We start from the raw sequence: 12039 nt of genomic DNA on the forward strand, positions 1-12039 counted from the left end.
TCACCTTGGTCACGGATTCAGGAGCTAGTTATACTTGGGAGGATGATTCTATACCATGGGATAGCTTAAGTGAAGAAAATCAGATTCACCAAGCCTTGAAAAGTTTAGCTACCATATATGGACAACAAGTATATGATGAATATATTACTGGAGCTTCTAAGAGTTGGACTATAAATCCATATTCAGCTGGAGCTTTCGCGTTATTTAAACCTGAACAAGAAACAGAACTTTTTGCTTACCTTGGAACTGCAGAAGGAAGAGTACACTTTGCAGGGGAGCACACATCTCTACCACATGGTTGGATACAAGGCGCTATTGAATCTGGAATACGTGTCGCTAATGAAATCAATTGCTTGCCTTGAACATGGTTGTATAAGTGTGGTGAAAAATGAAATAGGACTGCCTACGAAAAGTTGTAGGCAGTTTTCGAGGGTTTGGAGCGTTTCATTTGTATAAATATGATATTGAAGGTGAATTTTAATCATTTTTTAAATTGAGCATAGCATTCGTTGCAACTTTTGTGATTTGGTTGCAACTATTTAAATTTCGTTGCAACTTTCCCGATTTGGTTGCAACTTTCTTAATTTCGTTGCAACTAACCAATTATCTCCTAAATAAAGTCGACGTGACACACAAATTTCGGAAAAGATGACGATTGTCAAGAAAACTTGTACAATGAAGTGAATAGCGATTCATTTTTAAGGAGAATGCCAAATGATTCACAAACTTATTTTACCTACACCTTTTGCTGTAGGAGACGTTAATGCCTATTTATTAAAAGGAGATTCGTTATCATTAATTGATGCCGGCCCTAAAACACCTGAAGCTTACGAAGCGTTAGAACGTGGCATAAAAGAAGCCGGTTATTCATTTAATGACATTGAACAAGTGTTTTTAACGCATCATCATCCAGACCATGCCGGATGGATTGATGCTTTTCCTCAAGCAAAAGTTTATGGACATGTCTATAATGACCTTTGGTTAACGCGTGATCCTACATTTTTTGCCTATCATGATGAATTTTATTTAGAGCGTTTAATAGAAGAAGGGGTTCCAGAAAAATATTACTCGTGGGTAGAGAAAATGAAGAGACCTGTTTCTTACCTTGGAAATCGTCCACTTGATGCAACCCTAGAAGAAGGAGATGTACTACCTGGTCATCCAGGTTGGACAGTACTTGAAACACTTGGGCATGCACAAAGTCATATTTCTTTTTGGCATGCAGAGAGCAAAGTGATGATTGGTGGAGACCATATATTAGAGAAAATTTCATCAAACCCTTTAATTGAGCCTCCATTAGATCCAAGTGCTGGACGCCCAAAATCGATGCTTCAATACAATGAATCACTGAAAAGAGTCTTAGCAATGCCGGTTGAAAAAATTTATAGTGGTCATGGGAATGAAGTCTATAATGTCCATGAACTAATCACGCATCGACTAAACCGACAGCATGATCGTGCCATGAAAGTTTATGCGATGATTGAACAACAATCATTGACCATCTATGAAATCACTCAAAAACTCTTTCCGAGCGTATATGAGAAAGAACTTGGGTTGACACTTTCAGAAACAATTGGACAGATTGATTATTTACTGGATGAAGGACTCGCAATTGAATCGCGCAATCAAGATGGAGCATTTACATATGCACAAGCCTAAAACTGTTCTAATAACTGGAGCTACTAGTGGGGTTGGACTTCAAGTTTCCAAAGACCTTCACTTGAAAGGATACAACGTTTATGCAACCGGCCGCTCTAAAATAGTACTTAAAGAGCTCGAGTCACTTGGGATTCATACCATTGAAGCGGATTTGCTAGTAGAGGATTCAGTCGAAAAGGTAACCAACCTATGTCCTACACCAGATATTGTTGTGTTTTCTGCAGGGATTGGCACGTTTGCTTTAGCCCATGACACAACCGATGAACAAATAGAACAAATGATGCGCGTTAACGTAACAGTTCCTATGAAATTAACAAGTCGAATTTTACCAAACATGTTGGAACGGAAATCGGGACATCTCATCTATGTTGCATCGCAAGCTGGTAAGGTAGCAACGCCTAAAGCATCTGTGTATGCGGCAACGAAACATGCCCTTCTTGGCTACGCAAACGCGACTCGGATGGAAGTTCAGCCATATGGTATTCACGTAACGACTATCAATCCAGGTCCTATTGATACACCCTTTTTAGATTTAGCAGATTCAACCGGGACATATAAAACATCCTTGAAAAAATTTTTATTGTCCGTTTCAGAAGTTTCAAACGCGATTGTCCGTGTCATTGAACGGCCTGAACGTGAAGTAAACTTACCATGGTATATGGGTATTTCAAGCAAAGTATATAGTATAGCGCCAGGAGTAATTGAAAGAGTTGGTCGGAAATTTTTCGCCAAAAAATAACGGATAAAATAGCGACCATGGTGGTTGCTATTTTTTTGAATAATTAAACTTCTTTTTGTGTATTAAAATACACTTGATTACATTTTTATTCCGTGATATCATTCGAGTATAGTAATTAGAAGTAAATGAATACCTATAATATTTAGAAGTAATTGAATAACCTACAATCAGGAGGAATAAAAAATGAATAAAAAAGTAGTTCTCGCATATTCAGGTGGACTTGATACTTCAGTAGCAATTCCATGGTTAAAAGAACACGGTTATGATGTAATCGCAGTTTGTCTAGATGTAGGTGAAGGAAAAGATTTAGAATTTATTAAAAAGAAAGCGATTCAAGTGGGTGCTGTTGAAAGTTATATGATCGATGCAAGAGATGAATTTGCAAACGAGTACGCATTGCTTTCTCTCCAAGCTCATACATGGTATGAGAATAAATATCCATTAGTTTCAGCATTGTCTCGTCCGCTAATTGCTAAAAAACTAGTTGAAATCGCACACCAAACAGGTGCAACTGCGGTAGCACATGGCTGTACAGGGAAAGGGAATGACCAAGTTCGTTTTGAGGTTTCCATTAATGCGTTGGATCCTACTTTAGAAGTTATTGCACCTGTCCGCTCATGGGGATGGTCACGTGAACAAGAAATAGAATACGCTAAGAAAAATAATATTCCGATTCCAGTTAATTTAGATAGTCCATTTTCGATTGATCAAAACTTATGGGGCCGTGCGAACGAATGTGGCATTTTAGAAGATCCTTGGGCTACACCTCCAGAAGATGCTTACGATATAACTGTAGCTTTAGAAGATACTCCAGATACTGCCGATTTGATTGAAATTACATTCGAGCAAGGTGTCCCAACCGAATTAGATGGCGTGTCATATTCATTAGCTGAACTAATTCAAAAATTGAATAAACTAGCTGGGAAGCATGGAGTTGGACGCATTGATCATGTTGAAAATCGTTTAGTCGGTATTAAATCACGTGAAGTATATGAAGTTCCGGGAGCTCACACATTACTACTTGCACATAAAGAACTTGAAGATATTACGCTAGTAAAAGAATTAGCACATTTTAAACCCGTAATTGAGAAGAAATTAACGGAACTGATTTATGAAGGTTTGTGGTTCTCTCCCTTAAAAGTAGCGCTAGAGGCATTTTTAAAAGAAACACAAGTGTATGTAAATGGAGTAGTTCGGGTAAAATTATTTAAAGGGCACGCAATAGTAGAAGGACGTAAATCACCGAATTCACTATACGACGAAAAATTAGCAACTTATTCAACGAATGACGAATTTAATCATGCATCTGCAGTAGGCTTTATTGAATTATGGGGTCTACCAACAAAAGTACATGCGATGGTCAACAAGGGAGAAAAGAAGGTGACTGTATGACCAAGCTATGGGGAGGTCGATTTCAAAAGTCTGCTGAACAGTGGGTGGATGAATTTGGCGCATCCATTGGTTTTGATCAACAACTCGTTATGGAAGATTTGGCGGGCAGTGTTGCCCACGTGAAAATGCTTGGAGATTGTGGAATCCTACCAGCCGAAGACGTGACTTTAATTTTACATGGTCTTGAGCAGTTAAAGGTAAAGGCGTCAAACGATGAGTTGGTTTTTGAAGTATCAAACGAAGACATTCACTTAAATTTAGAAAAAATGCTAATTGATTTAATTGGTCCTGTAGGTGGGAAATTGCATACTGGACGAAGTCGTAACGATCAAGTGGCGACAGATATGCATCTTTTTTTGAAACAACGTGTTATAGAAATTATTGAGAGCATTAAACTGTTTCAGCAAGCAATCCTGTTTCAAGCAGAACAACATGTTGAAACAATCGCGCCGGGCTATACACACTTACAACGGGCCCAACCGATTTCGTTTGCTCATCATTTAATGGCTTACTTTTGGATGTTGGAGCGGGACCAGGAACGTTTTTCTGAATCGCTTAAACGCATTGACATTTCTCCATTAGGTGCTGGTGCACTTGCAGGTACGACATTCCCAATTGACCGTGAAAAAGCGGCCAGTTATTTAGGGTTTGAGCATGTGTACCAAAATAGCATGGATGCAGTGAGTGATCGTGATTTTATCGTGGAATTTTTAAGTAATGCATCACTTGTGATGATGCACTTATCACGTTTCGCTGAGGAAATCATTCTGTGGTCGAGCCAAGAGTTTCAATTTATTGAACTCGATGATGCGTTCGCCACAGGCTCAAGCATCATGCCACAAAAGAAAAACCCTGACATGGCGGAGTTAATTCGCGGAAAGACGGGTCGTGTTTATGGAAATTTATTTAGCTTGTTGACAACGCTAAAAGGGTTACCTCTCACGTATAACAAAGATATGCAAGAAGACAAAGAAGGTATGTTCGATACTGTACAAACATTACATGGATCACTTCAAATTTTTGAAGGAATGGTCCGCACAATGACAATTCATACCGAACGCCTGAATGAAGCTGTTCATCAAGACTTTTCAAACGCAACTGAACTCGCTGATTATTTAGCAACAAAAGGCATGCCATTTCGCCAAGCGCATGAAGTGACAGGGAAGTTAGTGTTCCTTTGTATTCAGCGGGAAATCTATTTATTAGACCTTACGCTCGATGACTTACAAGAAGCAAGTGATTTAATTGAGTCAGATATTTACGATATTTTATCGCCAGTTACTGCTGTAAAGCGACGTAACTCACTAGGTGGTACTGGATTTGACCAAGTTCGTTTACAAATTGAAAAAGCCAAGGCACTTTAATAGCGTTACATGTATCCCACTTGTTCAGAAATGATACAAGTGGGATTTTTTAATTTGTTTTTATGAATTACTTCAAGTATTCAAATTAAGTTGTTTTTGAAATCTCAGTGCTTGAAGAAATACGTTGTTTGAAGTCTTTATTCTCCAAGAACCATGAAACCATCCATCCTCCAATTAGAGCCCAAAATGTTGCGCTTATCCCTAAAAAATTGACACCTGACATGGCAATAATTAATGTAAAAAATGCTCCCATTTGAAATTGTTTTCCGTGGAAAGAACGCTGCAAGCTTTTTAGTAAAACACCAATAAGTGCTAAACCTGCTACAAGTTTTATTAATGATAAAGGCATTATTAATATAAAACCGAGGGATAAAGAGGCTAACAGACCAAAGATTACTAACCAAACGCCTGATATAAATGCTGCAACATAACGTGTTTCCTTTGGGCCAACATCTTTTGATGCACAAAGTGCAGACATTATTCCACCCATGCATGCACTGTGGCCGCCAAACATTCCTGCAAACATTGTGCCAATCCCACTTAGCATTATTATTTTGTTCACTTTAGGTTGATACCCTTCATCTTTCAGCACCGTTATTCCTTGTGCTGACTCCGTACTAAGTAACATGACTGCAATAGGAATCGAAATAGCTAAAATCGCATAAAAGGAAAAGTCAGGAATCCAAATCGATGGAAGTTCAAACGAAAAGTCCATTTTCGAGGAACCTTGATCTAAAAATGGAAATAAGGAAAATCCAACAATTACCGCTCCGACGATAGGAGGAATTTTAGGTAATATCTTTGCAAAAATAAAATATGATAAAAGGGTGATACTACCTAGAAGTGGTAATAGCGTTAAAGAAGTAATCATATCAGTGCCAAAGTGAATCATAGACCCGGCAATCATTGCCATAACTAGTTCTGAAGGTAACCAGACAAGTAATCTATTAAACCACCCAAGAATTCCAATAATAAATATAATAAGTCCTGCAATTAAGTAAGCCCCAACCGCTTCATTGAAGGAATATTGAGTGATAGCCTGTGTCATCAATACGGCAGATGGAATTGAATAGGCGCCAGCAATAGGCTGACCAAAAAGTAATGACATAATTATACCGAGCAACCCACCTACAAAGTAAATTCCAAATAACCATGAAATCGTTTGATTAGTAGTTAAGTTTCCATTTTGTGCAGCAGTGATGACGATAAGAACCGGGCCGGTACAGCAAATAATTGCAGCAACAGTACCAGCTGACATATTTTTGATCGTTAAAGAGCTGGGAATAGATGTTGCATTTTTAATAAATGGAACATTTGTATGTAGCAACATGAAGTACCCCTTTTTTAAGAATTATATAAATGTTCAGAAACTATTACAACGTTTTCTTTTTATAGATGATAATTCTTCAAATAAAAGAATTCATTTTTAATAACGAACAAAATGGATTCTTTCTATGTTTTATGACTTCAACCCCGCTGGTATATATGTGATAAATAATTTGCAATTTCATCTAATCTCCAAACAATTATTACTAAGCAAATTACAATGACAACTAAACTAACAACCTTTATCTTTTCTAAATTATGCATTTAAATTCCTCCTACTTTTATAACTTTATTCTCTAACAGATCTTAAAATCCCTTTTTCAATCCTGTAATACCAAAACTATGAACAAAAACTTCATAGATGACGAAGTAAATTACTCATGAAATCTAGCATTTTATAAGTGAATCGATTTCATAATGAGTACTTTTAAAAAATCATAAAGAAACAGAATTTGGATGATTTCTTAAAAAAACGAATGAAGATTATAAGTCAATCAATTGCTAGTTTGGATATAATGTATACTAGATGAACCAAATTTGTTTGGTGAAAAAATTACTCTAAGATTTGAATTCTAAACTTCGGATGAAGTCATAGATACTGTATTTATAAAGATGTATGTAATCATATTTCTCCTTTGAAAGTTTTTTTATTTATCGTATTATAAAAGTAGCAAGGAGGTTGAAAATGAATCGAATTATGGTGATGGGAGTTTCGGCTGGTGTCGGTAAGTCTACATTTGCACGGAAGATGGGAAGAAGTTTGGATATTAATGTCTATCATCTGGATACCTTATACTGGAAACCTGATTGGGTAGAATCATCATTGGAAGAGTTTACAGCAAGCCAACAAGACATTGTGACTCTAGATAAATGGATTATTGATTGGAATTATAGCAATACATATGATATTCGGATGGCGAGCGCTGATACTATTATATATTTGGAACTTCCTTTGCGTGTATGTCTGTATCGAGTGTTCAAGCGTTGGATTCTTAATATAGGGAAGACCCGATTAGATATGGGAAAAGGCTGTAAGGAAAAACTTGACTATGACTTTCTTAAGTTCATCTGTACCACTTGCAATTCTCGTAAGGAAAAAATGAAAGTTCGATTTCAAGCTTTTCAACAAAGTGGTGTCCAAAAAAATGTAATTACTTTGAAGAGTAAAAAAGAAATTCAAACGTATCTAAAATCCTTAAACAGTTGAATGTTCAATCCTTTTCAATTCTAATTTATAAGGAACCAATCAAATAAAAATTTTGCAAGTGGAATTAAACTAATCAATGTTTTAATGCTACCTTGAAAGGAGCAGTTATGAATTGGGTTTATTGAGATTATTTTTCTTCAAACATAAATGTTTAGTATATACAGCATTCGGTAATGAAAATTTTTTTAAGGTGATAAACAAGTTAAAAGAATTAGGTGTTTCTTATGAGACCGTTACTATAAGAAATAACAGATTTAATGCAAGTTTTGGTCAAAATGATTTCACTAACAATGATTCTACTCAATATGATATCTATGTTAGAGAGGAAGATAAACATAAAGCTAAGCAAACAATTCACAGATAAATTATTCAATTATCTATGAATTAATAAGGATAGTAGATACAAAATTAAAAGATGAGCAGGGTAAAAGGCCCGATAAAAAAGTCTGGAAATCTTCACTTCGGGAATGTATTTTCTTAAAATTATTATAAACGTCGCTACGATACTCAAAGATTGAATTGAGACCCATGAGTCAAAATAATTCAAGCTATATAAGACGTCTAAGATGGAATGGCCTAACAGCAAAGCAAATGGTTTTTCTTTTAAAAAATAATAGAGTAAAAATAAGATGTATCCATACAAACCGTAATCAGTGAACTCAGATAATGGTGCCATTATAAACCCGAGAATTATTAAAATAGCGATTCCCCATAGTCGGCTAACTTTTTCATAAAGCATGACCGCACTTGCTCCATATAATAATGTGAAAATAACGTTTAAAGAATAAGCCTCGAAAAGTAGTGTGAAAGGAATTTGCGCTAAAACTGCAATAATTACTAATCTTTTAAAATAGTTTTTCCTACTTCTTGTTAATATCAAACCCCTTACTAATAGGAATGTATAAATAGGAAAAGCTAATCTTCCTATTTGTCTCCATGTTATATTAGACGGAAAAAATTCATAGCCGATATGATCAATCAACATAGTTATTATAGCTATCCATTCCAACATAAAAAATACCTCATTTGTTTAAATAAATTACAGTTATTATACCTTTTCAAGTTAAAAGATAATAGCCTATACATAGTCAAATCGATATAAATATTTTTTTAAAAAGATTAAAGTAATGTATTTATTCTTTAGAGTTATATCTTAATTAAAGGGGACTGCGAAATGACAACACAATTAACGTTAAAAGAACATCTATGTCAACTAGAAAAAAATTTGTTGCAACCTGGTATACGTACATCTCCAGAAGAACTAGAAAAATACCTTGAAAACGACTTTTTTGAATTTGGTAGTTCAGGAAAAGTATTGTACAACAATGGTATTGAGGCAGGCGGGATAGGTATAGTAAAGATGACATTAAGTAATTTTGAAATTCATCAATTGTCTACCAATGTAGTGCTAACCACTTACCGAATATATAACGAAGTAAAAATGCAGCACTCATTGCGTAGTTCTATATGGAAATTTAGTGATGGAAAGTGGAAAATGTTTTTCCATCAAGGGACACCGACTCAATCCCAATGACACTAGCAGATATCTAAAAAAGCCTTTTTCTTATTGAACGAGCTGTGCTAATTAATATAAGATGGTGTGAACTGGTAATATTACACTATCAATGGGGAGATGAATGATATTGAGAGGTATCTTGGAATTAATTCGAATCACGGCAATATTTATGATTTTAGGTGGAATAATGGGAGGGTTAGCCAAATTAATTTATGCGATTTTAGGGTTAAATTTGAATAATACTAATGGGGCTTGGCTGGTAGGCATCTCAATTATCGTTTTACTTTTCGTATTGTATAAAAACAAACTTCAGTTTTCAGGTTTTTTAAAAGAAGGAGGGCAAGTTAAACTTTCGAATACACTTAGTGTTTTTCTAATCTCTGGTTCTGTTCTAATGCTAATTTTTGCTCCTTTTTTCAAATGATAGCAATTTCACTTAATTTTTATATGAAAACAACACATGAAACTGACAATCACTCATCCACTTAAGTAGTGGACTTTCTGTCATTAAATTCTGTAAAGCGGATGTGCATTTCATATTATCCTACAACTGTCTAAAATACTAAGTTCGGAAAAACGACTACAATTACATAGAAGAGATATTTTAATATTAGAATTTTTACTTGGACACTATTCAGTATTATTTGGGAGGAAAATCTTTGTTTATTGTTAATGTTGAAGGTGCAATTTATAAAAATGAAAAATGGCTTTTAATCAGACGTAGCGAAAAAGAAGAACACGCAGGGGGGTTATTGTCTCTTGTTGGTGGACAGGTAGAATACGAAGGCAATTCATCAGATATATTAGAGCGTACAATAATCAGAGAGATTGCTGAAGAAGTTGGTATAGAGGCTTCAAATCCTAGATACGTTAATAGTTCTTCGTTTGTTACGGAATCAGGTTTACATGTGGTCGACATTGTTTTTCTTTGCGATCACGAATCTGGTGAAGCATATGCGAAGAGTCCTGATGAAGTAGATAGTGTTTGTTGGATGTCAACTCAGCAAATTTTAAATAACGCTGAATTACCTATTTACTTAAAGGAAAATATTAAACTTGCTGCTATTATGGTAGATAATGATTAGGATGTATTAAATAGCATTATAGATAATTAAATTGCTAATGAAATTATACGCGTCATTGAACGGGTGTAATTTATGATAGAAACAAGGAGGAAATATCATGTGGACTAAACCGACAAATCAAGAATATCCCGCTTACTTTCAAAATTACATTGATCTAGTTTCTGAGGGATCTCTAGAGGATACGCTTAATACACAACTTAAGAACACAACGGCATTGCTCTCAGGCATATCTGAAACACAGGCCAATTATCGTTATGCATCTGGAAAATGGACTCTGAAAGAAGTTATTGGTCATATCATGGACACTGAACGAGTTATGAGTTATAGATTGCTTCGTATAGCAAGAGGCGACCAAACTCCTCTTGCGGGATACGATGATGATCAATATGTAAAAGAGGCCTCATTTCATTCCCGCTCGTTACCAGATATACTAGAAGAATTTGCTACAGTCAGACGTTCAACCCTTTCTCTTGTGAAAGGATTGTCTGAAGAAGTTTGGTCTAGACAAGGAATCGCGAATAACAGCGGAATTTCAGTAAGTGCTCTATCTTACATTATTGCAGGTCACGAACTTCATCATATAAAAATCATCAAAGAGAAATATTTAATATAGCATATCAACAGGGTCTTGAGGTTTTTTTATAATATTTGATTGATTAGTAATGCGAGGAGGATACGGTACTTCGTATCTTATGATTGAGATATAAGTATGTACGATTAAATTATAGAATGTTGAAAGCTGCCGAGATTCCATTTTCGGCAGCCTTTTTAAAAGATACACCAGTATATAAAAACTGATGTGGCAAGAGACTAGAATGAAGATGTTTTTAGTATATGGAGACTAACTTTCTATACCGTATTTTCTTTAGTGACACTCTCGATAATCCGATTAATGAAAAGGGTTTTCACGCTGTGTAATCCTTAGATTGAAGAACATTGTATTCTTAACAGCAATTTATAGCATGGCAATCATACATTCTTAGGCCAGGTAGCTAAAAGAAACTACCTAACCTGAAAAATGGATGAAAAGGACGAAATAGTATCTTCGGCCGCCTTTCTCTATAAAATCAGTATCTATTCTCCCTCAACCCAAATCAAAAATACGATATGCCTATTGGTTGAAGGGGTGCGTCGGACTCAAACGCTCCGCAAGATTGCCTGTAAAAAGAGGGATGAGCGCAGTGAAACTGCGCTCATCCCTTTAATTCTTGAGGTTATAGTGCAGTAGGTTTGCCGTCCAAATCTCCCCCGAAACCGAAGTCGATACTATATGGAATATCCTTCTAAACTGATACTTTAATCATTTGTCTTAAAGGACCGGGCAAAATGTGCCCGGTTTTTCTTAAAATATAAGAAAGTATACAAAATTACAGTGCCATGAACCCTGTGTTCATGGTGTTTTTAGTATATGGAGACTTACATGAACTTCCCAGGTGGGATTCACGCTAAATCGATAAATGTAAATGCGTGATTTTCTTTTTTAAAGCATACAAGTCTCCTCTTGTATTTCAGTGGAGGTGATGTTTGTTCAGTAATATAAACTTGTTGAGTAATCCTATCAAAATGTAGGTGTGGGTATTTTCATTTAACAAGACGACTTTTTATACTTATTTTTAAAACATATCGTTATCACTGATTTATAACTAGGTGGATGATTGAAGTGGAAGGCGGCGACTCCTGCGGAATAAGCGAGTCCAGGGAGACCCCGCAGGAGCTTGCGACGAGGAGTCTCACGGACCGCCCGCGGAAAG

Annotated in this window: 13 protein-coding genes; 10 read left to right on the top strand and 3 right to left on the bottom strand. The window is 35.8% G+C overall.

Translation table 11 applies throughout. The features are described from left to right. The 5 genes from B371_RS21350 to argH all read left to right on the top strand — a co-directional run. Window positions 1-362, top strand: a 362-nt coding sequence (locus B371_RS21350; RefSeq protein WP_019413299.1) for an FAD-dependent oxidoreductase, incomplete at its 5' end; no start/stop codon positions are given. A 352-nt stretch (window positions 363-714) separates the two neighbouring features. Beyond that, window positions 715-1659, top strand: a complete 945-nt coding sequence (locus tag B371_RS0105480) for an MBL fold metallo-hydrolase (RefSeq protein WP_019413300.1) — start codon at window positions 715-717, stop codon at window positions 1657-1659. Then, a complete protein-coding gene (locus tag B371_RS0105485) occupies window positions 1646-2398 on the top strand; it encodes an SDR family oxidoreductase (RefSeq protein ID WP_019413301.1) in 753 nt (250 codons plus the stop codon). Before B371_RS0105480 ends, B371_RS0105485 begins: the two co-directional genes overlap by 14 nt. Before the next feature lie 183 nt (window positions 2399-2581). After that, window positions 2582-3790: an argininosuccinate synthase gene (locus tag B371_RS0105490; protein ID WP_019413302.1), complete on the top strand. Its 1209-nt coding sequence runs from the start codon at window positions 2582-2584 to the stop codon at window positions 3788-3790. After that, the gene (gene argH / locus B371_RS0105495) at window positions 3787-5154 is read left to right on the top strand and encodes an argininosuccinate lyase (protein ID WP_019413303.1); all 1368 of its coding nucleotides are present in this window, start codon (window positions 3787-3789) and stop codon (window positions 5152-5154) included. The genes B371_RS0105490 and argH overlap by 4 nt, the downstream gene beginning before the upstream one ends. A gap of 85 nt (window positions 5155-5239) precedes the next feature. Here the strand turns inward: argH and B371_RS0105500 are convergent, their stop codons facing one another. After that, window positions 5240-6484, bottom strand: a complete 1245-nt coding sequence (locus B371_RS0105500) for a benzoate/H(+) symporter BenE family transporter (protein WP_019413304.1) — start codon at window positions 6482-6484, stop codon at window positions 5240-5242. Between the two features lie 137 nt (window positions 6485-6621). Further along, the gene (locus B371_RS24280) at window positions 6622-6744 is read right to left on the bottom strand and encodes a hypothetical protein (RefSeq protein WP_019413305.1); all 123 of its coding nucleotides are present in this window, start codon (window positions 6742-6744) and stop codon (window positions 6622-6624) included. A gap of 421 nt (window positions 6745-7165) precedes the next feature. On the opposite strand from B371_RS24280, the gene B371_RS0105510 reads away from it, so the two are divergent. Beyond that, a complete protein-coding gene (locus B371_RS0105510) occupies window positions 7166-7687 on the top strand; it encodes a hypothetical protein (protein WP_019413306.1) in 522 nt (173 codons plus the stop codon). A gap of 373 nt (window positions 7688-8060) precedes the next feature. On the opposite strand, the gene B371_RS0105520 is transcribed toward B371_RS0105510, so the two are convergent. Next, window positions 8061-8699, bottom strand: a complete 639-nt coding sequence (locus tag B371_RS0105520; RefSeq protein ID WP_019413308.1) for a TraX family protein — start codon at window positions 8697-8699, stop codon at window positions 8061-8063. Window positions 8700-8861: 162 nt separating this feature from the next. On the opposite strand from B371_RS0105520, the gene B371_RS0105525 reads away from it, so the two are divergent. The 4 genes from B371_RS0105525 to B371_RS0105540 all read left to right on the top strand — a co-directional run bounded on the left by B371_RS0105525 (window position 8862) and on the right by B371_RS0105540 (window position 10901). Next, window positions 8862-9221, top strand: a complete 360-nt coding sequence (locus B371_RS0105525) for a DUF4440 domain-containing protein (protein WP_019413309.1) — start codon at window positions 8862-8864, stop codon at window positions 9219-9221. Between the two features lie 103 nt (window positions 9222-9324). Next, window positions 9325-9627, top strand: coding sequence for a hypothetical protein (locus B371_RS0105530; RefSeq protein ID WP_019413310.1), 303 nt, complete (start codon window positions 9325-9327; stop codon window positions 9625-9627). 235 nt (window positions 9628-9862) lie between these two features. Next, entirely contained in the window at window positions 9863-10288 is a 426-nt protein-coding gene (locus B371_RS0105535; RefSeq protein WP_019413311.1) for an NUDIX hydrolase, read from the top strand. Between the two features lie 97 nt (window positions 10289-10385). Beyond that, window positions 10386-10901 carry a DinB family protein gene (locus B371_RS0105540; RefSeq protein WP_019413312.1) on the top strand — a complete coding sequence of 172 codons (516 nt, stop codon included), beginning with the start codon at window positions 10386-10388 and terminating at the stop codon, window positions 10899-10901. Window positions 10902-12039 lie beyond the last annotated feature (1138 nt).

Origin of the sequence: Paenisporosarcina sp. TG20, assembly GCF_000286315.1 — a bacterium.
Classification (GTDB): Bacteria; Bacillota; Bacilli; order Bacillales_A; family Planococcaceae; genus Paenisporosarcina.

What these genes read in the sequence shown, in the direction of transcription:
- B371_RS0105540 (WP_019413312.1), top strand. Translation starts at nt 10,386, where the DNA reads ATGTGGACTAAACCGACAAATCAAGAATATCCCGCTTACTTTCAAAAT.
- B371_RS0105510 (WP_019413306.1), top strand. Translation starts at nt 7,166, where the DNA reads ATGAATCGAATTATGGTGATGGGAGTTTCGGCTGGTGTCGGTAAGTCT.
- B371_RS24280 (WP_019413305.1), bottom strand. Translation starts at nt 6,744, where the DNA reads ATGCATAATTTAGAAAAGATAAAGGTTGTTAGTTTAGTTGTCATTGTA.
- B371_RS0105525 (WP_019413309.1), top strand. Translation starts at nt 8,862, where the DNA reads ATGACAACACAATTAACGTTAAAAGAACATCTATGTCAACTAGAAAAA.
- B371_RS0105480 (WP_019413300.1), top strand. Translation starts at nt 715, where the DNA reads ATGATTCACAAACTTATTTTACCTACACCTTTTGCTGTAGGAGACGTT.
- B371_RS0105490 (WP_019413302.1), top strand. Translation starts at nt 2,582, where the DNA reads ATGAATAAAAAAGTAGTTCTCGCATATTCAGGTGGACTTGATACTTCA.
- argH (WP_019413303.1), top strand. Translation starts at nt 3,787, where the DNA reads ATGACCAAGCTATGGGGAGGTCGATTTCAAAAGTCTGCTGAACAGTGG.
- B371_RS0105500 (WP_019413304.1), bottom strand. Translation starts at nt 6,484, where the DNA reads ATGTTGCTACATACAAATGTTCCATTTATTAAAAATGCAACATCTATT.
- B371_RS0105485 (WP_019413301.1), top strand. Translation starts at nt 1,646, where the DNA reads ATGCACAAGCCTAAAACTGTTCTAATAACTGGAGCTACTAGTGGGGTT.
- B371_RS0105530 (WP_019413310.1), top strand. Translation starts at nt 9,325, where the DNA reads ATGATATTGAGAGGTATCTTGGAATTAATTCGAATCACGGCAATATTT.
- B371_RS0105520 (WP_019413308.1), bottom strand. Translation starts at nt 8,699, where the DNA reads ATGTTGGAATGGATAGCTATAATAACTATGTTGATTGATCATATCGGC.